This window comes from Shewanella oncorhynchi (genome assembly GCF_030848765.1).
Taxonomy (GTDB): Bacteria; Pseudomonadota; Gammaproteobacteria; order Enterobacterales; family Shewanellaceae; genus Shewanella; species Shewanella oncorhynchi.
On the sequence record NZ_CP132914.1, the window covers coordinates 1860700 to 1880733 of the forward strand.

18 protein-coding genes and 1 other annotated feature are annotated in these 20034 nt (G+C 47.0%); of the genes, 7 read left to right on the top strand and 11 right to left on the bottom strand.

All coding sequences use genetic code 11. The annotated features are described in order from the left end of the window. Positions 1-9: 9 nt before the first annotated feature. From RA178_RS08420 to RA178_RS08465, 10 genes are all read right to left on the bottom strand, one after another. Positions 10-765, bottom strand: coding sequence for a GNAT family N-acetyltransferase (locus RA178_RS08420; protein WP_306685122.1), 756 nt, complete (start codon positions 763-765; stop codon positions 10-12). 2 nt (positions 766-767) lie between these two features. Then, positions 768-2282, bottom strand: coding sequence for a lysine N(6)-hydroxylase/L-ornithine N(5)-oxygenase family protein (locus RA178_RS08425; protein WP_306685123.1), 1515 nt, complete (start codon positions 2280-2282; stop codon positions 768-770). Between the two features lie 733 nt (positions 2283-3015). Continuing rightward, complete coding sequence (locus RA178_RS08430; protein ID WP_263211476.1) at positions 3016-3300, bottom strand: DUF2798 domain-containing protein; 285 nt, start codon at positions 3298-3300, stop codon at positions 3016-3018. Between the two features lie 71 nt (positions 3301-3371). Further along, the gene (locus tag RA178_RS08435) at positions 3372-3803 is read right to left on the bottom strand and encodes a glycerate kinase (RefSeq protein WP_105252115.1); all 432 of its coding nucleotides are present in this window, start codon (positions 3801-3803) and stop codon (positions 3372-3374) included. Positions 3804-4049: 246 nt separating this feature from the next. Then, positions 4050-4871 carry a tryptophan synthase subunit alpha gene (trpA, locus tag RA178_RS08440; RefSeq protein WP_263266099.1) on the bottom strand — a complete coding sequence of 274 codons (822 nt, stop codon included), beginning with the start codon at positions 4869-4871 and terminating at the stop codon, positions 4050-4052. Positions 4872-4876: 5 nt separating this feature from the next. Continuing rightward, complete coding sequence (trpB, locus tag RA178_RS08445; RefSeq protein WP_105252117.1) at positions 4877-6067, bottom strand: tryptophan synthase subunit beta; 1191 nt, start codon at positions 6065-6067, stop codon at positions 4877-4879. Positions 6068-6174: 107 nt separating this feature from the next. Next, positions 6175-7653, bottom strand: a complete 1479-nt coding sequence (gene trpCF / locus RA178_RS08450) for a bifunctional indole-3-glycerol-phosphate synthase TrpC/phosphoribosylanthranilate isomerase TrpF (RefSeq protein WP_306685125.1) — start codon at positions 7651-7653, stop codon at positions 6175-6177. Positions 7654-7659: 6 nt separating this feature from the next. Continuing rightward, the gene (gene trpD, locus RA178_RS08455; protein ID WP_168824194.1) at positions 7660-8706 is read right to left on the bottom strand and encodes an anthranilate phosphoribosyltransferase; all 1047 of its coding nucleotides are present in this window, start codon (positions 8704-8706) and stop codon (positions 7660-7662) included. After that, the gene (locus RA178_RS08460) at positions 8703-9305 is read right to left on the bottom strand and encodes an aminodeoxychorismate/anthranilate synthase component II (protein ID WP_306685127.1); all 603 of its coding nucleotides are present in this window, start codon (positions 9303-9305) and stop codon (positions 8703-8705) included. The genes trpD and RA178_RS08460 overlap by 4 nt, the downstream gene beginning before the upstream one ends. 9 nt (positions 9306-9314) lie before the next feature. Next, complete coding sequence (locus RA178_RS08465) at positions 9315-10988, bottom strand: anthranilate synthase component 1 (protein WP_306685128.1); 1674 nt, start codon at positions 10986-10988, stop codon at positions 9315-9317. Between the two features lie 98 nt (positions 10989-11086). Next, positions 11087-11194 (bottom strand) — a sequence feature (Trp leader region). Between the two features lie 210 nt (positions 11195-11404). On the opposite strand from RA178_RS08465, the gene rnm reads away from it, so the two are divergent. From rnm to RA178_RS08495, 6 genes are all read left to right on the top strand, one after another. Continuing rightward, positions 11405-12265 (top strand): RNase RNM, encoded by an 861-nt coding sequence (rnm, locus tag RA178_RS08470; RefSeq protein WP_219253898.1) that lies wholly within the window; start codon positions 11405-11407, stop codon positions 12263-12265. Next, complete coding sequence (locus RA178_RS08475; RefSeq protein WP_028760994.1) at positions 12262-12882, top strand: L-threonylcarbamoyladenylate synthase; 621 nt, start codon at positions 12262-12264, stop codon at positions 12880-12882. The genes rnm and RA178_RS08475 overlap by 4 nt, the downstream gene beginning before the upstream one ends. Before the next feature lie 159 nt (positions 12883-13041). After that, the gene (locus RA178_RS08480; RefSeq protein ID WP_105252121.1) at positions 13042-13830 is read left to right on the top strand and encodes a segregation and condensation protein A; all 789 of its coding nucleotides are present in this window, start codon (positions 13042-13044) and stop codon (positions 13828-13830) included. A 3-nt stretch (positions 13831-13833) separates the two neighbouring features. Continuing rightward, the gene (scpB, locus tag RA178_RS08485; protein WP_113940746.1) at positions 13834-14430 is read left to right on the top strand and encodes an SMC-Scp complex subunit ScpB; all 597 of its coding nucleotides are present in this window, start codon (positions 13834-13836) and stop codon (positions 14428-14430) included. Next, complete coding sequence (gene rluB, locus RA178_RS08490; RefSeq protein WP_306685130.1) at positions 14423-15298, top strand: 23S rRNA pseudouridine(2605) synthase RluB; 876 nt, start codon at positions 14423-14425, stop codon at positions 15296-15298. Before scpB ends, rluB begins: the two co-directional genes overlap by 8 nt. 101 nt (positions 15299-15399) lie before the next feature. After that, positions 15400-16365, top strand: coding sequence for an exo-alpha-sialidase (locus tag RA178_RS08495; protein WP_306685131.1), 966 nt, complete (start codon positions 15400-15402; stop codon positions 16363-16365). Positions 16366-16511: 146 nt separating this feature from the next. Here the strand turns inward: RA178_RS08495 and RA178_RS08500 are convergent, their stop codons facing one another. After that, on the bottom strand, positions 16512-17249 hold the full coding sequence (locus RA178_RS08500; RefSeq protein WP_105252124.1) for a YciK family oxidoreductase: 738 nt from the start codon (positions 17247-17249) through the stop codon (positions 16512-16514). A 262-nt stretch (positions 17250-17511) separates the two neighbouring features. Here RA178_RS08500 and RA178_RS08505 point away from each other — a divergent pair, with 262 nt between their 5' ends. Then, positions 17512-19995 carry a VolA/Pla-1 family phospholipase gene (locus RA178_RS08505; protein ID WP_263166041.1) on the top strand — a complete coding sequence of 828 codons (2484 nt, stop codon included), beginning with the start codon at positions 17512-17514 and terminating at the stop codon, positions 19993-19995. Positions 19996-20034 lie beyond the last annotated feature (39 nt).

Sequence of the window (20034 nt, forward strand, 5' to 3'; positions counted from 1 at the left end):
CTAATTCACCTAAAGAGTCGATAATGTCATGGGAGAGATTGCAGATGCCGCGTGCGAGCTTGGCTTTGCTAGGGTTGGGCTTGCTAAGTATTGTTCTGCTAAGTTTGGCAGAGCAGACGTTGACTGATCTGAGCTTGGCAGGGCTAAGGTTGTTTGGGCTAGGCTCGTCAAAGAGGGCGTGCTCGATGGTCGAAGGCGCTGGGCCGCAGTGCAAAATCCGAGGAAAGCAGTTTTAGTGCTTAATTGAATCGCTTTTTCATAGTGAATGCCTATTAGGCTATTTAAGCGATGAATTTTGCTATTGAGTTGATCGGGTTCAACCACCAGGCGATTAAAGGCCAGTTTTTCAAGCACGAGCTGCGCTATCGCATCCATCACCTTCAAGGATAAGCCGCTGACGGGTTTGCCATCTGGCGGCGCGATAATCAGATGCATACCACAATCACCCGGCGCAACACGATAGTGCTGGCCGACTTCATCGTGGACGGGATCGTAGAGTTCCACCATAAATAGCGCTTTGGCCTGCCATTCACCTATCAAGGCAAACTTGTGCTCTGTAGTTGCTAACAGATTTTTTATGGCATTAAGGTTCAAGCCCTGCATACCCCAAAACTTGGCGTAATCTTGGTTAAACCAAGACTGTAGTGTTGGAATGTCTTGTGTAAGGTCTAACGCTCTGAATTGGAAACCATTAATGCTCGAAATAGCGGATAGTTGCGTTAAACATAGTTGCGTTAAACAATGGTTGCTAAATTGGCTTGCCATTATTATGCCTCCTGGTTCGGCGCCATTAAGACCGGCATATTGGTTCCCGCGCCTGAACTCACGGTTGAACTTGCGCCAGAACTTGGAATCTTGGTTGGAGGGATAGTTTGTGGCGCATCAACTTGAGTTTTTCTGTGCGGCGCCTTAGGAAAATGTCTTGGATTAAGATCCAGCGTGTTAATTGCATTGGCGCCGCAGGGCTGATGACTGGCAAGTTTGGCCGGATCGAAGGTTTGAAATGCGATATGTTCCTCAATGTGGTAGGGCGCATAACCGAGCACAGCTTTTAAGATAGTGTCGTTGCGATAACAGCCCATACCCAGATCTGGAGAGCTTATCCCATGGGTATGCAAACCGACATTCTGGACAAAAATATCCCCTCGAATATCTATGCTGTAATCACGCTGTACGCTAAGTTGTCCGGCGTCATCGAATTCGACTTGTTGTTTAATACCACTGATAAACTCGGGTAAACGATAGTGGTAACCTGTGCCTAAAATGACGGCGCCCGTTTCTTGCTCAAAGGTGTGATTTTTTTCATTGTGGTGGAAATGCAACTTGAGCATATTGGCTTGGGGCTCGATATGAGTCAGCGCCGCATTCGTCATCAGTCGGCATTGAAAATCGGCCAATAGGCGTTTTTGATATAACAAATCGTAAATGTCGTTTATCAGCTCAGAATTTATCCCTTTGTAGAGTTGTTTCTGGCTGGCGATCAGTGAGCATCTTTGATTAGGGGTCAACTCGTGGAAGTAATCGACATAATCTGGCGAGGTCATCTCTAAAGTAAGCTTGGTATATTCCAAGGGATAAAAACGCGCTGATCGTGTCATCCAATTGAGTTGATAACCATAAGTATCAATCTCTTGCAGTAGATCGTAAAACACTTCCGCCGCACTCTGGCCACTACCAATTACTGTGATGGCACTCTGACTCTGCAGGTAGGTTTTTTGCTGCATATAACTGGCGGTATGCATGACCCGTGCATCTTGGATTGGGCAATCCTTTGGTAGATAAGGTTCAGTGCCAGTGCCTAGCACTAGCTTTCGGCATTGATAGGTATGGGTTTTACCACTGCGCCTATCAAAACCTGTAACTCGATAAATACTTTCACCTGCGTTGTAATCCACTTGAGTGACCTTAAAACCAAATTTAAGGTTGCTGAGTTGTTGGCTCACCCATTGGCAATACAAGTTGTATTCGTGGCGAGGTAAAAAGAAATTCTCACGAATATAAAAGGGATAAAGTCTGCCCGTTTGCTTGGCAAAATTAAGGTAGCTGTAGCGGCTGGTGGGATCGGCCATAGTCACCAGATCCGACATAAAGGGTGTTTGCAATCTTGAGGATTTGAGTAGCATGCCTGGATGCCAGTCAAAACTGGTTTTAGCATCTAAAAATAAGCAGTTAAAGCCGTCAATAGGTTCTGATAAGGCGGCGAGGCCAAGATTGAATGGGCCAATGCCTATGCCAAGTAGATCAAAGATTTCGCGATCCATTTCCCTTTGCTGTGTACTCACTTACGCCTCCTTGGCAACATGCTACTGCGCGTTGCCGATCCAGTAATCAGTTACCTAAGGACACAAATCAAAGTGAATGCGGTTATCAAAATAGACTGTTTGGCTATTTATCTTGCGTTGATCAACTCGCTATTTTTAGCTCAGTCCTTAGGCCATTTCCTGCTGTCTCTGTCCCGACAACGGTAGGTAAATTAGCATGTGAAAATATTCAAATGCAAACCATTCTCATTTGAGTGGAGCTGTAGGTTAATACTTTTAACTGATAAATAAGGGGGGCGGATACGGTTAATGGTACAAATAAGTAAATGATAAAGGGGTGATAATTAGGCAGCGTTTTGGGGATATATCATTTAGGGTTTTACGAGCTCTATTTTTATAAAAGATATAAATACAGTGGGTTACATTAATGCTTGAGTTGGTTCGAGAGCAGAGGAAAATTGATTTAGGTGGGAGTCATGTCATCCTTATACAATAAACATAGGTGCCGCTAAACGGTCAGTGTAAATCCATTGTAAAGCGTGGACAGGAGGCTCAATGAGCGCTTTGATTTAATACGATTGGTATGGTGTAGGTCGTACTGTTTTAGTTTAAGTGAATATGGGCAGGGTAACAGATCGAGCAATTATCGATGTAATTTTTAGTCGCTGTACGCATAAGAGAAGGAGTTCAAGATAAAGCCGTCCTAAAACGGCTTTGAAATAAAATAGTTAAATCGGAAGATTAAGTCGTAAAACTAGCGTAAATCGACAAAATGAGCTGTGATTTTACGCACCAAAGGTAACACCATCAGCAGTGTCGGAAAGGCGACAACCCATGAGATCAGCCAAGCGCCGAGCCAGAGTTCGAGAAATTGCGGTGAAGCGCCAACGCCATTGAAAGTGCTGATCCCAGAAACGATACAACTCATGAGAATAGAGAGAAAAAATGGCATCACCACAGTGGCATACTTGGCCGGTAATTTGGGTGTTCCCAAAAAAGTACGGGGTTTGTTATCGGGTAAAGATTTAGAAACGGTCATCGGATCCTCTAATGGATATGTATCAGGCGAATGATTTGTTACAGGCTAGCACTATACCTTTTTTTATCGACTTAATTCATCCAATTTGTTACCCAAAGCTCGCCTGTTACATTAACCCAATGGCCTAGCGAGATAGGGGATTTTCCCAGTTCATTATCAAAGGGGAGCGGTAGATTTGATTGCAACAGGTAAATTGTATCTTCGGGTGTTTGGCTGATGTCGATGATTTGTCCCGAAGCTTCAAAGTGACAGTTATGCAACGGGAATTTCAGATGCTGGTGTGGCGTTTGTTTAATCATATCAGCTTGAAGACTGGCACTTGCTAATCGGCCAAGCAATTCAACTGTGACCCATTGGTTAACCGGAAAGCGAATTTCGGCCTGCTGATCGCTACCTTGGTAGTAAAACCAAATTGGCGCACCATTATCGCATTTACCTGCAACTTCACCTTCAAAACCACAGCCCCAAGGCGTTAATTCGAGAATATAGATCCGATACTGCATAAAAAGTCCGTTTTTCTTCGATAGGGCATTCTATCGAGGAACTGTGACTAAATAAATACGCTGTCAGTGTAGTACTGGGTGAGTGTCAGTATTGCCTTGATAGATTATGTTTGAGGGAGATAAAGGCTGAATAAACATAGAGCTTGGTAAATATAAACAAAATAAGCGAGGCGATGAGTCTACCTCACTTATTTTATTTGTAATTGAATTCTTGATTTATATTGGATTATTTAAATCAAGACTCGCTTAGGTTGCAGCCTTCATTGCGCGAGTAAATTCCCCAAGCGTTGCAAGTAGCTTAACTTCATCGTGCTGGTGGGTTTCGATAATTTTTACTACGGCAGAGCCAGAAATCGCCCCCGCAGCGCCCGCTTTGATGGCGGCGCTTACCTGTGAAGGCTCGGCAATACCAAAACCGAGGAGCGGTGGTGGGGCGTTAAAGGTTTTTAATTTAGATAAAATTTCCTCTACCGGCACGCCAGCTTTCGTGTCTGTGCCTGTGACTCCTGCGCGGGATAAGAGATAGGTGTAACCTTCACCACTTTTACTCACTTGCTCCAGGGTTTCACTGTCAGCATTGGGCGGCGCGATAAAAATCGGCGCAATACCATGGGCTTTAGCGGCTTCGCTAAAGGGCGCTGATTCTTCCACTGGAACATCGGCGATAAGTACTGAATCCACACCCGCTTGCTGCGCTTTGGCGTAAAACGCATCTATGCCGTTAGCAAACACCAAGTTCGCATACAGCAGCAAACCGATTGGAAGTTCAGGATATTTAGCGCGCACTTGCGCCAGTAATTCAAAACACGCCGTTGGAGTTGTGCCAGCGGCTAAAGAACGCAGGTTAGCGCCTTGGATCACAGGGCCATCGGCCAAGGGATCGGAAAACGGAAAGCCCAGTTCTAAGGCATCGGCACCGTTTTGCACTAAGGTATCGATAATTTTTAGCGATAACTCAGGGCTAGGATCACCAAGGGTGACGAAGGGGACAAAAGCGCCACGGCCTTCGGCGTTGAGTCTGGCAAAGGTGGCTTGGTAACGGCCAGTGTTGGTAGACGTGTCACTCATGTTTATTATTCCTCTTTACCATTCAAAATGTCAGAAACGGTGAAAATATCTTTGTCGCCACGACCGGAAAGATTGACCACTAAAATGGTTTCTTTGGTGCACTCGCGCGCCATTTTGACGGCATAGGCGATAGCATGCGCCGATTCTAATGCGGGGATAATCCCTTCACAGCGCGCCAGTTGTTGGAAGGCTTCTAAGGCTTCATCGTCGGTAGCTGATTCATAACGGGCGCGGCCTGTGGCATTAAGATGCGCGTGCTGCGGGCCAACGGAGGGGAAGTCCAATCCGGCTGAAATCGAGTAAGATTCTTCGATTTGCCCTTCGCTGTCTTGCATCAAAGGCGCTTTCATGCCGAAGAAAATACCAGTCTTACCGTGTTTAAGCGGCGCGCCGTGCATTGGCGTGTCTATGCCTTTACCCGCAGGTTCGACGCCAATCAGTTCGACACTTGGTTCGTCGATAAAGTCAGCAAACATGCCGATAGCGTTGGAACCGCCGCCAACACAAGCGATAACAGCATCGGGCAGTCGACCTTCACGCTCAAGCATTTGCTTCTTGGTTTCTTCGCCAATAATGCGTTGGAATTCACGCACTATGGTTGGGAACGGATGTGGCCCCGCAGCTGTGCCTAGAAGATAGTGGGCTTTTTCGTAGCTGCCAGACCAGTCACGCATCGCTTCGTTACAGGCATCTTTTAGGGTGGCAGAACCTGAGGTGACAGGGATCACTTCCGCGCCCATCAAACGCATTCTAAATACGTTCGGTGATTGGCGCGCAACGTCTTTCGCGCCCATATAGACTTTACATTTTAAGCCTAATAGCGCGCAGGCAAGGGCGGTGGCAACGCCGTGTTGTCCTGCACCGGTTTCGGCAATAATTTCTTTTTTACCCATGCGCTTAGCCAGCAGGGCTTGGCCTAACACTTGGTTGGTTTTATGGGCGCCGCCGTGGAGTAAATCTTCCCGTTTAAGGTAGATTTTCACCATAGGATTTGGGCTTAAATTGCGGGTTAAGGTCAGTGCTGTTGGGCGACCCGCATAGTTTTTCAATAAATCGGTAAACTCGGCTTTAAAGTCTTCATCTTCCTGCGCTTCCACAAAGGCAGTTTCTAATTGCTTAAGGGCTGGCACTAAAATCTGTGGCACATACATGCCGCCGTATTCGCCGAAATAAGGGTTAAGCTTTAACTTTGACATACCTTTTTCCTTATCTTATCAATCTATTTATCAATGGCTTTACGCTCAAACATGTTTAAATGCATTGCTTTAGCTGAGCCACAGATATGAATGTTTTATCTCGCCATTTAGAGACGTAAATGGGCAAAAGCCGTTTGGATCAGTTGCGCCGATTTAATTCCTGTGGCGGTTTCTAGGCCAGAATTAAAATCTAAACCGTAAAATCCTTGGGCATTAGCACTGGCCGCATTGTCGGCGTTGAGTCCGCCCGCCAACATGGCATGGGCTTTTTGTGGGCAGAGGGATTTCGCATCAATGCTTTGCCAATTAAAGGCTTGGCCCGAGCCGCCAAATTGGTCTGCCGTTTTACTATCAAAGAGATATCGCGATGCTCCCTGAGGTAAGTTACCAAGCTCACCCGTTTGCGCATCGACGCTGACGGCTTTCCAAATTTGAGTAGTGAGTCCCGCTTGCTCAAGTCGCTCTGCGAGTTGTGCGATTTCAAGTTCAGTTTCAGTGCCATGCAGCTGTACGGCAGATAACTGCAAACTGGCTGCGGTATCCGTAATGGTGCTTGGCGCGGCATTAACAAACACACCGACGAATTCAATGGCGGGAGCCGCGGATGCGCGATATTCCCTGAGCAATTGTTCAGCTGCATTAAGGGTTAATGCGCGCGGGGATTTTTCAGCAAAAATCAGCCCGGCATAGACGGCGCCTGACGTTGCCGCGGCGCGAATATCTTCCATGCGGGTGAGGCCGCAGACTTTATTGTGACCGAAGATCAATTTACGGCAGGCTAAGTCGATATCAGCCTCGGCCATTATCGAACTACCGACGAGGAAACCATCAACCAGTGGACTCAGGCGGCGTACTTGCTGATTGTTGTAGATGCCTGATTCGCTGATCACCACGCGGTCGCTGCCAATATGTGGCGCCAGCGTTTCTGTGGTGGCGAGATCGGTACTCAAATCCCTTAAGTTACGGTTATTGATCCCGATAATCGGCGCATCTAATGCGATGGCGCGTTTAAGTTCTTCTTCGTTACTGACTTCGGTCAGCACATCGAGTTGATACTTAGCGGCTTCTTTCGCTAGGCGGTGATATTGCGCATCATCGAGTACGGATAGCATTAACAGAATGGCATCGGCACCTTGGTGGGCGGCGAGTTTAATTTGGTATTCATCGACAAAAAAATCTTTGCACAGAATAGGTTGGTTCACCCGAGCGCGCACCTTAGGGATATAGTCCATATCCCCTTGGAAAAACTGCTCGTCGGTTAATACCGAAATGCCCGCCGCATATTTTCCGTAAATATCGGCAATGGCTTCTACATCAAACACATCGCGGATAAGCCCTTTGGACGGGCTGGCTTTTTTACATTCTAAAATGTAACCCGCCTTGGGCGCCTTGAGTGCGGCAAATAAACTGCGGTCAGAGATTTTTGGCGACAGACTGGCCTCGGGGAAACGCAGCTTCAGGGCGGCAATATGGGCAGCTTTGGTATCGACTATACGGGTTAACACATTACTTTTTGGCATAGGGTTTGTTTCTGCCTGTGGCTGAGTTCTCATATCTTGGCTATTTGTTATCAGTTCTTGAGTCATTGCCACTTATTCCTTTGTTTCACTGCTGACTTTAGCTAATTGGCTTAACAATTCAAAGGCTTTACCGCTTTGTATGGTACTGAGCGCAAGTAAGGTTCCCGTTTTCACTGAATCAGCAATTCCACACACATATAAAGCACAACCGGCATTGATGGCGACCGCATTGGCATGCGCATCTGTGCCATAACCTTTCAAAATTGCCTCGGTGATCAAGGCATTCTGCGCGGGTTCGCCGCCTTCTAAGTCACTGATATGTGCTAAAGGCACACCTAAATCGGCGGGTGTGAGTTGATACTCTATGATGTCGCCATCTTTTAATTCGGCCACTTGGGTGTTGCCGTGCAGCGCGACTTCATCTAAACCGCTGCCGTGCACTACCATAGCGCGTTTTGTGCCAAGCGCCTTTAATACTTTTGCTATTGGTAAGACTAACTCAGGGCTATAAACGCCAAGTAACATAAATTCTGGGCGTGCGGGATTGATAAGTGGCCCTAACACATTGAATAAGGTGCGCGTTTTCAGTGCTTGCCTGACCGGCCCCGCATGTTTTACTCCGCCGTGGTAGTGGGGCGCAAATAAAAAGCACAGGTTCAATGCGTCGAGGCAACGACTGGCGGTGTCTGGTGACATGGTTAAGTCAATGCCAAACTGCGCCAATAGATCCGATGAACCCGATTTACTCGACACGCTACGATTGCCGTGTTTGGCGACCTTAGCGCCTGCCGCCGCGGCAACAAAGGCCGCAGTGGTGGAAATATTAATGGTATTAAAGCCATCGCCGCCGGTGCCAACTATGTCAACGATTCCATTGCTAAGGTTATCGCCATTCGAGTAGGGAAACGTCTTGGCGGCGGCGCGCATCGCATCGGCGGCGCCGCTGATTTCATCTATGGTTTCGCCGCGCATCTTGAGCGCGACTAACATGCCTGCCATAGTGGCTTCACTCATTTCACCGCGAATTAACGCGCCAAAAAGTTCGGCGGTGTGCTCGCGACTTAAACTCTTACCTTGGTATAAAACGTCGAGTAAAGGCTGAATATTGTTTGTACTCATGCATTTACTCCTGCTGTCATGTCTTGGGTCAGAAATGCCAAGGTTTGAATGAGCAGTGTGCTGCCCAACGTTGTCAGAATTGATTCTGGGTGGAACTGAAACCCAACGGCTCTATGCTCAGGGTGCAAAATTGCCATAGGCATAGCGTCAGTGGTTGCAATCACTTGCAAGCAATCCGGTACTTGAGTGGCAACGAGACTGTGATAGCGGGCAACGGGCAGGGGAGAGGGCAAACCAGCAAATACGCCAGTACCGTCATGGAAAGTGGGGCTTGCCTTGCCGTGTACCACAAAAGGTGCGCGTGCCACTGTGCCGCCGTAATATTCCACCATGGCTTGATGCCCAAGGCAGATACCCATCATAGGCACCTTACCCGCAACTTTGGCGATAAGTGCCATCATAGAACCTGCTTCATGGGGGGCACCTGGTCCAGGTGATAACACGAGGGCTGCAGGCTCTTGTTCGTTAAGCAGTTTTTCAGCTATATAATCGGCGGCAACATCGTTGCGGTAAATCACCACTTCACAGCCAAGGCTGCGAAATTGATCCACTAAGTTATAGGTAAAGGAGTCAAAGTTATCGAGTAGATAGAGTTTCATGTTTGGCTCCTATTTATATTGTGCTGAAGAGGATTGTGCTGAAGTGGATTGGGCTGACGATTCATTCACTGGTGATTCAGTTACTAGCAGTCCAGCGCCCATCTTGATGGCTGAAATCACGGCTTGGGCTTTTTGACGGGTTTCATCTGCTTCGCTTTGTGGATCCGAATCAAATACCACGCCAGCGCCCGCTTGAATAAAGGCGGTGCCATTTTTAACAAAGGCGGAGCGGATAACGATGCAAGTGTCCATGTCACCAAGGGCATTAAGGTAACCCACAGCGCCACCATAGCTGCCGCGGCGGGCTTTTTCTGCTTGGCGTACCAGTTGTGATGCACGTACTTTTGGTGCGCCCACTAATGTGCCCATATTCATACAAGCCTGATAAGCATGCAGGGCATCTAAATCTTGGCGCAGTTGACCCGTTACACGGCTGACGAGGTGCATCACGTGGGAATAACGGTCAACTTTTAATAGTTCGGCGACTTTGCGGCTGCCGCTTTGGCTGATGCGTGCGATATCGTTGCGAGCTAAATCGACCAGCATTAAGTGTTCCGACAGTTCTTTTTTATCTAAACGCAGTTCAAGTTCAATACGGCTGTCTAAGTCAAAATCAATCTCGCCCGTGGCGGTTTTACCGCGTTTGCGGGTGCCTGCAATCGGGTAGACTTCTACCTGATTACTGCTGGCATCAAATTTGAGCGCACTTTCTGGTGAGGCACCAAAAAGCGTGAAATCTTGGCCTCTGAAATAAAACATGTAAGGGCTAGGGTTAGTCAGGCGCAGGGCACGATAAGCCCCTAAAGTATTCGGGCAAGGCAAACTAAAGCTACGGGATGGCACCACTTGGAAAATATCGCCCGCAATAATGTGTTCTTTCAAATCGATAATGGTTTGTTTGAACACCTCATCGGAAATATTGACTTGCTCAGTTGCGTCAATGGCGACCAGTGTCGGTATATCGGCAGGTGAATTACCCAGAGTTTTACATTGTGTGCTTAACTGCTGAACTCGCTCGCTTAGCGCTGCGGTAATGGCGGCATACTGGTCGGAATCGCCACTGAAGTTATGGGTAATGATGTCAGCTTGTTTCAGTTTATGGTCAATAAGGATTAAGGTTTCAGCGAGGTAAAATAAGTAGTCAGGGCAATCGTTATCGCGGTTCGGTACGGCGGGCAGTGGTTCTACAGTATCAATCAAGTCGTATGCCAGCACGCCACCTAAAAACAGATCCTCAAAGGTGGGTTTAGTCTGGCTGTCAGTATGAGCGCCACAATCAATCTGCTGGATAAACATCCGCAGACCATCGAGTGGCGAGGTCGATTTTAAGCGCGCATCTTCATCCTGCAGCTGAGTGTCTTTTTGCAGTGTGATCACTAAGGTCAAGTTATCTCTGGCGACATTGACAGCAGTACTGAAAAAGAGCTCGATGGGATCAAGTAAGCTCGCGCCATTGTCGGTCAGTGCGGTGAAGGTCAGCTGATAACCGTCACAGCGGATCATCATGGCGGCATGGGTCATTACCATGCTTTTTAAGTGATCTTTACTGTCGATTTCGGCCGATTCGAGCAACATAGTATGGGGCGCATCTTGGGTGATGTGCTGATATAAGCGTAGTGGATCGCTGTGGTAGGTTAATGCCGCCTTGAGTGTGCTTGAGCGTGCGAATGTCTGTTTGGGCATGTTCATATTCCAGCTACCTTATAAAATGTCTTTAACATCATGAGTTATCTCGCTTTCTTCATTTTTTTACCCGAGTCTGCCGACATTTTTCGCACCTAACAAAAAAGCCCGCATTTCTGCGGGCTTCTTGTTGATTCTGGTCACTTTCAAATGAGCACAGAGCTTCACACCACCCGCTACGTTGGGAAGTGCCACCACCAAATGATGTTTAATGAAGCGTTAATGTGTGTCATTCAAAAGGGTCTCGCTAATTCAGTAATTGGTGTATAGAAAACCTTAGCTGGAGCTGAATGTCAATTGAATATTTTTCATTTTCTGCGATTTATTCGCTGCAATGATGCATAAAATTGATGTTACTCAGCCACAAAATACGAGATAGCAGCGCATTTGTTAACAAGTTCGCGTACAATAGCACCATGAATACTCAAAGCATATTGGCTGATCTACACAGCCACACGACCGCATCAGACGGTCAATTAACGCCGTCTGAATTGGTGGCAAGAGCCCTTGAAAAGGGTGTGCAGTTATTTGCCATTACCGATCACGACACAGTGGCTGGTTTACCTGAAGCCCGTGCCTTTAATCAGGCTCAAGCTACTCCATTGAAATTGATTTCTGGCGTGGAAATCTCTACTCGCTGGAACAGTTACGATATCCACATAGTGGCGCTTAACTTCGATGCTGATAATCCAGCGTTATTAGCATTTTTAGAAAACCAGCGTGAATTACGTGAATTACGTGCTCAAGAAATTGGTCATAGATTAGCTAAAGCTGGCATTGAAGGTGCCTACGAAGGTGCTAAGGCGTTGGCGGGTGATGCGGCATTGAGCCGTGGACATTACGCTCGCTGGATGGCTGAAAATGGTCATGCTGTGGATATGCCGAGCGTCTTTAAACGCTACCTTGCACGCGGTAAAACCGGTTATGTGCCTAATAATTGGGGTGATATGGCCAGTGCCATTGATATCATACATAACGCCGGTGGGTTAGCCGTGTTGGCGCATCCTAGTGGTTATAAGTTATCGGCTAAGTGGCTTAAGCGCTTAGTGCGTGAATTTAAAGAAGCGGGTGGAGATGCCATGGAAGTGGTACTCGGCCAGCAAACGTTAGACGACAGGGCCAATCTTGTGGCGCTGAGCTTACAAAATCAATTGCTTGCATCGATAGGGAGTGATTTTCACTTTCCGAGCAATTGGATAGAATTAGGTAAAAATCTGTATCAGCCCCAAGGTATTGATTGGGTCTGGCAATCGGAATCTTGGATGGAACGACCATGAGTCAGTTTTTTTATGTACATGAAGTAAATCCGCAAACGCGGCTTATTAGTCAGGCGGTCGCCGTATTGAAAAGCGGCGGTGTGATTGTTTATCCCACCGATTCAGGCTATGCCTTAGGCTGCCTGATTGGTGAGAAAGACGCGATGACGCGGATGGCGAGAATTCGTCAAATCGAGAACGATCATAACTTTTCATTGATGTGCCGCGATTTATCTGAGCTTGCGACCTACGCCAAAGTGGATAATCAAGCGTATCGCATTCTAAAAAGTTGCACGCCTGGGCCTTATACCTTCATTTTTAAAGCGACCAAAGAAGTGCCGCGTCGCTTACAAAATGATAAGAAAAAGACCATAGGTATTCGCGTGCCCGACAATGTGATCGCACTGGCGTTGCTTGAAGCCTTAGATGCGCCGCTGATGTCGACCAGTTTGGTGATGCCAAATGCAGAATTTGCCGAGTCTGATCCTGAACAAATTCGTGATTTGCTCGAGCATCAAGTGGATGTGATTATCCACGGTGGTTATTTAGGCGAAAAGCCAACGACTGTGATTGATATGTCTGAAGATGGCGCCGAGATTTTACGTGAAGGCGCGGGTGATATCACGCCGTTCCTCTAAATCTGCCGCATTAGATTTATCGCTAATGGATGCGGGTAAGTGATTCGGATAGTGGTAGTCAACATTTGGCAGTTTTATCGCCGTAGATTTACAGGTATAATCGCGCGTTTGGCGTTAGCCTAGGTTGGATAGCGCAGTGTTAACGGAGCAAGATAGCGGATGCAGGGCACGCAACAAAGTTTACCCTTAGCCGTTATTCGTGGTCAGGCAATGACCGAAATGCCGCTGGATTTGTTTATTCCGCCTGAGGCATTAGAAGTATTCCTCGAGTCCTTTGAAGGGCCATTGGATTTACTTTTATATTTGATCCGTAAGCAAAAATTAGACGTTGTCGATTTACCCATTCAGCAAATCACCGCGCAGTATTTAGAATATATTACGTTGCTGACTCAGGCTAGAATCGAACTTGCCGCTGATTACTTAGTGATGGCGGCAACGCTTGCCGAGATTAAATCCCGTTTGCTGCTGCCGCGTATGGTGGCCGAAGATGAGGTTGAGGAAGATCCTCGGGCGCAATTGATCCGTCAGTTGAAAGCCTATGAAGTGATTAAAGAAGCGTCGCAAAAACTCGATGATTTACCGCGGCTCGAGCGGGATGTATTTCAAGCCAAAGCAGTGGCAGCACCCGACATTAAGCCGTTAATGATCCCGCCAGAAGTTTCGTTGTTTGAAATTGCCCGTGCCTTTGGTGATGTACTCAAACGTATCGATGCCTATGAAGATCATCACGTTAAGCGTGAACAGTTATCGACCCGTGAGCGCATGAGCCAGATTTTAGCCATGCTGAACTCGGAAGATTTTACGGCATTTGAACGTTTATTTACCCTAGAAGAAGGCCGTGCCGGCGTGGTAGTCACCTTCTTAGCTTTGATGGAATTAGTCAAAGAATTATTGGTCGAATTGTACCAAACAGAGCCGTTTTCAACTATTTACGTTAAGGCCTATTAATTGATGCAGATAAATCCGACTCAATTAAAACAGCTTATTGAAGCGAGTTTGTTTGTATTGGGGAAACCCTTGTCGGCGAAAATGTTGAAAGACACTGTATTGGTGGATTTCACGGTTTCTAGAGACAAAATAAAAGCTGCATTGGATGAGCTGCAGCAGGATTATCAAGACAGAGGTGTGCAACTTGTGAAAGTCGCTGGGGGTTATCGCTTCCAGACCTTAGAAGTCTTGAGTCCTTTTTTGCAACCCCTGTGGCAAGAAAAGGCGCCTAAATATTCGCGTGCGACATTAGAAACCTTGGCGGTAATTGCCTATCGTCAACCTGTGACTCGTGGCGATATTGAACAGGTGCGCGGTGTGGCTATAAGTAGCCATATCATAAAAAGTTTGTCAGATAGACATTGGATTAAAGTAGTTGGCCATAAAGAAGTACCGGGGCGACCCGCGTTATATGCCACTACCTTAGAATTTTTAGCATATTTTGGCTTAGACACCTTAGCGGATTTACCGCCGCTGTCGGATACTGAGTCATTGCAGGCGGTTTTTTCAGGTTTGAAATCATCGCCAGAACAGTCAGAAGAGCATAATACTAATGAGTGAAAAATTGCAGAAAGTCTTGGCCCGTGCAGGCCATGGCTCCCGTCGTGAGATGGAGGCATGGATTGCTGCAGGCCGAGTTAGTATTGATGGTGAAATTGCTAGCCTTGGGGATCGTATTGAAGCGGATGCTAAAGTGCGTATCGATGGCAGAGCCATTTCGTTAAAGTCTGCCGAAGATGTGATTTGCCGTGTGCTGGCATATCATAAACCTGAAGGCGAAATTTGTAGTCGTAAAGATCCTGAAGGCCGTCCAACGGTATTCGATCGCTTACCTAAAGTGCGTGATTCACGCTGGGTAGCGGTAGGTCGTTTAGACATCAACACCTCAGGTTTATTGTTGTTTACCTCAGATGGTGAGTTGGCGAACCGCTTAATGCATCCATCGAACGAAGTTGACCGCGAATACGCAGTGCGTACCTTCGGTGAAATCCCTGAGGCGACAGTACAACGTTTACGTACTGGCGTCATGTTAGAAGACGGCCCTGCGCAGTTTGATAGCATCAAACCAGCGGGCGGCGAAGGCATGAACCAGTGGTGGCATGTGTGTTTACGCGAAGGTCGCAACCGTGAAGTGCGCCGTTTGTGGGAATCCCAAGAAGTACAGGTGAGTCGTTTGATCCGTATTCGTTATGGTATGGTCGAACTGCCAAAATCACTGCCTCGCGGTGGCTGGGTTGAATTGCCCGTAGAGCAAGTTAACTACTTGCGTAAGCTGGCGGGTCTTGAGCCCGAAACTCGTACTATGCTCGCCGCTGATAAACACAGCGTAGCCCGTGCTCAGGTGAAGAGTGCTAAAATTCGCCGCGCCGTACGTAAGCATAAAGTAACCGGAACGGGAAAACCTAAGCCATCGCGTCAGCGCAGCTAAGTTGTTTTATCCCAATGAAAAAGGCCGCTAAGCGGCCTTTTTGCTTTCTGTTATTTGCAGCTATGTTATAACAAGTCTCAGTTGGATTGAGGAGTGAATGGATGAAGCTAATTTCAGTGAAACGGATTTGGGAACACGCTGCCCATAATGCGTTTACCGATTTAATCACGTTTCAGGGGGCACTGTTTTGCGTTTTCCGTGAAGGGACTGCCCATGTGTCACCCGATGGTGCGCTACGAATTCTACGCTCAGCGGATTTAGGCGACACTTGGCAGAGCGTGGCGCTGATCCGTTCGGATGAGGCGGATTTACGCGATGGCAAACTGATTGAGTATCAAGGGGAATTACTCTTACTCGGCGGCGGGACTTTACACGATAAGTCCGGCTTACAATCACATCTTTGGCGCTCAGCCAATGGGCTAGCGTGGTCGGATGCGTTAAAAGTCGCTGATAAAGGCTATTGGTTATGGCGCTTAACCGAGCATCAAAATGCACTCTATGGCGTGGGTTATCGCGCTGGGCCTGATGGCGATACCCGCTTGTATAAAAGTGATGATGGGGTGCAGTTTGAGACTTGGTTAAAGGTGTTTAATAATCAAGGTTATGTCAATGAAACTGCCATTGTTTTTCATCAAGAAAACGGCTTTTGTCTATTGAGGCGCGATCCCGTATGGGGCCCAGAATTTGTCGGTTTACTCGGCCGCAGTCAAATGCCATTCACTGATTGGCAATGGCAAGAACTCGATAAGCGCATTGGTGGGCCAGTGATGTTGATGTATCAATCCCGTTTGTTGGCTGTAGTGCGTTTATATGATGAACAAGTTCGAACGGCTTTAGTTGAAATTCATCCAGATACTGGCGTGGTTCAAGAACTACTGACACTGCCATCGAAGGGCGATACTAGTTATGCGGGCGTTGTTATTGATGGAAATGAGTTGTGGGTAAGTTATTACTCCAGCCATGAGTTAGCTGACTCACAGCTGGATACGCAAAATTCGCTTGATGAATCAAACAGAGTCGCCAAAGCTAAGGCTATGATTTATTTTGCAAAAATTCATTTAAGCTAAGATTGGCGGTGCGGTATCTTTGTCGTACTTAATGTCATCGACAAGTTCTGGGTTTCATTTTGAGAATATCTAAAATATTAAAGAGCCCTTGATAGGCCCTTTAATATTGCTGAATCATACCGGCAGAAACTCAATAAGCGATTCGATTACTGTGCGTTAAACTGCTGTCCGTTGACGGCACTAGAATCTTGACCCATCAAATAGAGATAGGTCGGCATGATCTCTTCAGCGGTTTTGAGATCCAGAGGATTCTCTGCAGGGTAGGCTTTAGCGCGCATCTCAGTGCGGGTAGCTCCTGGATTGATGCTGTTAACTCGAACTGAGGTGCCATCGCATTCATGGGCGAGAACTTGCATCATGCCTTCGGTGGCAAATTTAGAGAAGGCATAAGGTCCCCAATAAGCGCGGCCTTGACGACCCACACTGCTCGACGTAAAGATAATCGATGCACTGGGTGCTTGGCGCATCACAGGTAGTAATGCTTTAGTTAGCATGACTTGGGCCGTGACGTTCACTTTGAGCACGTCTTCGAGTGATGGAATATCTATGTGTTCAAACGGACCTAAGGCACCGAGTAAGCTAGCGTTATGTAATAAGCCGTCTAAATGATCGAATTGCTCGGCAATGGTATCGGCCATATCGCGGTAATTTTGTTCCGTTGCGCCCTTAAGATCTAATGGCACTATAGCAGGTTTGGGATAACCGGCTTGTTCTATTACGTCGTAAACTGCTTCCAATTTTTTCACTGTTTTACCAAGTAAAATCACAGTGGCGCCGTGTTTTGCAAACTCAATGGCGGCGGTTCGGCCTATGCCAGCACCAGCGCCTGTGACTAAAATCGTCTTGCCCTTGAGTAAATCTTTTGCTGCTTGATATTCCAACATGAGTCTCTTTTTCCTCTTGGCGAGAATGCCCGCCACTTCTAGAGTCGCCGAAGTGATAAACGCATGTTTCAAACAAATGAATGAAACTTTGTTATCAATAGCTAAAATCTTTGTGACAAACTTGTGGCTAACTCAATATTTTTACGTTAACTTGAAATGAGTTAGGGGCTAACATAAGCCCTATTGGTCACAGATCTAAAAGCTATTGTGACTAATTTCTTGGGGAAAACAAAACTATTACAACAAGATTTGGGGAAAAAAGATGAAAAGACTCATTTTGGGTGTTGCGATTGCATCTGCACTGGGCCTCACAGGATGTGGTGAGGACAGTTTTAATGAACTCAAGGATAAGACAGAAGTGCTCATCCCTGAATCGCACATGGTGTTCGACCCTGCTAATTCAAAAGTTCCATTACCGAATGATTTGCTGTTCAGTGGCACCAAAGATGGCACATTATCGATTCCGGGTGAAAGCTCGGGCAATTATGTTGATCCACAAATAGCGCTTGGGGCGTTAGATGGGTGGTCGACAACATCACCGATTTCTATTGATATCGATTTGGCGAAAAAACATGACGGTACACCGCTGACCTTAATGGCGGCATCGGTTGCACAACCGGGTGCTGTCAGAATGTTTGAAGCCACAGTAGGCGGCGCATTATCGTCTGATCCCGAATGTAAGGCTAAACCGTCAGTTTCAGCCTGTAAAGTGGGCGCTGAGTTGCAGTTTGGCGTTGACTTTATATCAACCGCTTCGGGCAAAAAAGTGGTAATAATTCCGCTTAAGCCACTCAAAGCTGGGCAATCTTATATTTATGCGACAACGAATCTTATTCAAGATTCTGAAGGTCGTGGTATCGCTCCTTCAACGACCTATGGTTTGTTGAAGCTGGATATCAATACGTTACCTTTAGAAACACCAGATCAATTGATGCTGCAAACCTTAGTGAACAGTTATGAGAAAGGGATTGCTGCGGCCCATAAGGTCGATCCTTTAACCATCAGTTACTCTGGCTTATTTACCACTCAGTCTGTTGCTAACGTCTATGAAACCACCAAACTGCTGATGGCGAAGGGGGCTCCCTATGCACCAAGCTTTGCCCAGATGCCAACACCGACTGGATTGACTGTGGCTCAAGTGGCGGGCTTAACACCAGCTGCTGGAGCTGCCTATGTTGCCGCAAACTTGGCTGATGTGTATACGGCAAAAATTAAACTGCCTATTTACGGTGATTGTTCTTCAGTTGGTTGTTTATCCGCTGAAGGTAAACCATTAATTAATGGTCATTGGAAAGCCCAAGGTGATAGCCCTGTATCTGTGCTACTTGCACTGCAAGCGGGCACACTCAGCCAGAATAATTTTGGTATGCAAGCGGTGGCTAATGGTATTGCTAACCCTGCTGATGCTTTAGCTAATCCCTCGTTAATGGCGGGTAAAACATGGGTTTTAGACGATGGTACGGCAGTTGATAAAACCAAACATCTGACTAAATTCAATCCTATTCCAGCAATCAAAGGTTATGAAACAGTATCTGTACTGATTTCTATGCCCAATGCAACGAAATTGGCCGCTTTTTATCAACAGCAAGGTCGTGAGTTTATTCCTCCTACATCTGGTTGGCCAACAACAATTGCCCTTCACGGTTTAGGTGGCGGTAAAGAAATGTCATTGGCCTATGCCGGCACGTATGCGGCAATGGGGGTTGCGACTGTTGCTATTGATATGCCACTTCACGGTGCGCGTTCATTTGATGCTAACGGAGATGGGATTTATGAAGTCTCTGCGACAGATCCTGCCTTCGGTGCAGTTGTTGGTAAACCGGACGCCTTTAAAAATGGTAACCCGTTGGTGTTTGTGAATATTTCTAGCACTTTGTCGGTGCGAGATAATTTCCGTCAAGCGACGATGGACCATTTAGGGGTGCGTCTTGCTCTTACGGGCTTAGCACAGGGCTTAGCACAAGCAGGTCAGCCGCAAGTATTTGATGTGACTAAAATCAGTGCTCAAGGTCTGAGTTTAGGCGCCATTGTGGGCACCGATTTTGCGACCTATGCCAGCACAGGTATGAAGAATCCAGCAACCGGCGATGCCTTGCCAAATGCTTATGTTATCAATGCTGTATCCTTAGTTGCGCCAGCAGGTGGATTAGCAGGATCATTCGCAGGTTCTGCAACCTTTGGCCCAGTACTGTTTAGTAATATTACGGCATCTGCAACTTTCCAAGCACAGGTCGATGCGGCTAATACAGCAGGTTATGAGCCTGGTAGCCCTGAATATGCGGCACTGGTGCAGGGGGTATATGCCCAATTTATTCCGACGTTTGCCTTTGCGGTTCAAACAGCGGTAGATTCTGCAGATCCTGTTAACCATGCTGCTATGTTAAAAGCGACAGGCTTACCTGTTCACTTAATTGAAGTGGCGGGTGATGGTAACGGTAACTTAGCAGATCAAGTGCTGCCTAATCGCGTCGATAACTTCCCATTATCGGGCACTGAGCCGCTGATCGCTGCCATCGGGCTACCTTGTGCCGATAGCACGAGCAAAGGTCATGGCGTTGTGCGTTTCGCTAAAGGTCACCACAGTTCGATTGTTGATCCTAAAGAAAAGGAATCAACGGATGGTATGGCCGCGGCTGCCACGGTTGAAATGCAGACTCAAGTGGCAACCTATGCTGCTACTGCAGGTAAGGACGACGTGACGATTTTAGTGACAAACAGTGGGGTCATTGCGACTTGTCCTAACTAATCTTGCCTTAATCGGAAAAACCCAGCCTTTGCTGGGTTT

Bases quoted from the DNA above. Each gene is read 5' to 3' on its own strand.
- RA178_RS08420 (WP_306685122.1), bottom strand. From the start codon at position 765: ATGGCAAGCCAATTTAGCAACCATTGTTTAACGCAACTATGTTTAACG.
- RA178_RS08430 (WP_263211476.1), bottom strand. From the start codon at position 3,300: ATGACCGTTTCTAAATCTTTACCCGATAACAAACCCCGTACTTTTTTG.
- RA178_RS08435 (WP_105252115.1), bottom strand. From the start codon at position 3,803: ATGCAGTATCGGATCTATATTCTCGAATTAACGCCTTGGGGCTGTGGT.
- trpA (WP_263266099.1), bottom strand. From the start codon at position 4,871: ATGAGTGACACGTCTACCAACACTGGCCGTTACCAAGCCACCTTTGCC.
- trpB (WP_105252117.1), bottom strand. From the start codon at position 6,067: ATGTCAAAGTTAAAGCTTAACCCTTATTTCGGCGAATACGGCGGCATG.
- trpCF (WP_306685125.1), bottom strand. From the start codon at position 7,653: ATGACTCAAGAACTGATAACAAATAGCCAAGATATGAGAACTCAGCCA.
- trpD (WP_168824194.1), bottom strand. From the start codon at position 8,706: ATGAGTACAAACAATATTCAGCCTTTACTCGACGTTTTATACCAAGGT.
- RA178_RS08460 (WP_306685127.1), bottom strand. From the start codon at position 9,305: ATGAAACTCTATCTACTCGATAACTTTGACTCCTTTACCTATAACTTA.
- RA178_RS08465 (WP_306685128.1), bottom strand. From the start codon at position 10,988: ATGCCCAAACAGACATTCGCACGCTCAAGCACACTCAAGGCGGCATTA.
- rnm (WP_219253898.1), top strand. From the start codon at position 11,405: ATGAATACTCAAAGCATATTGGCTGATCTACACAGCCACACGACCGCA.
- RA178_RS08475 (WP_028760994.1), top strand. From the start codon at position 12,262: ATGAGTCAGTTTTTTTATGTACATGAAGTAAATCCGCAAACGCGGCTT.
- RA178_RS08480 (WP_105252121.1), top strand. From the start codon at position 13,042: ATGCAGGGCACGCAACAAAGTTTACCCTTAGCCGTTATTCGTGGTCAG.
- scpB (WP_113940746.1), top strand. From the start codon at position 13,834: ATGCAGATAAATCCGACTCAATTAAAACAGCTTATTGAAGCGAGTTTG.
- rluB (WP_306685130.1), top strand. From the start codon at position 14,423: ATGAGTGAAAAATTGCAGAAAGTCTTGGCCCGTGCAGGCCATGGCTCC.
- RA178_RS08495 (WP_306685131.1), top strand. From the start codon at position 15,400: ATGAAGCTAATTTCAGTGAAACGGATTTGGGAACACGCTGCCCATAAT.
- RA178_RS08500 (WP_105252124.1), bottom strand. From the start codon at position 17,249: ATGTTGGAATATCAAGCAGCAAAAGATTTACTCAAGGGCAAGACGATT.
- RA178_RS08505 (WP_263166041.1), top strand. From the start codon at position 17,512: ATGAAAAGACTCATTTTGGGTGTTGCGATTGCATCTGCACTGGGCCTC.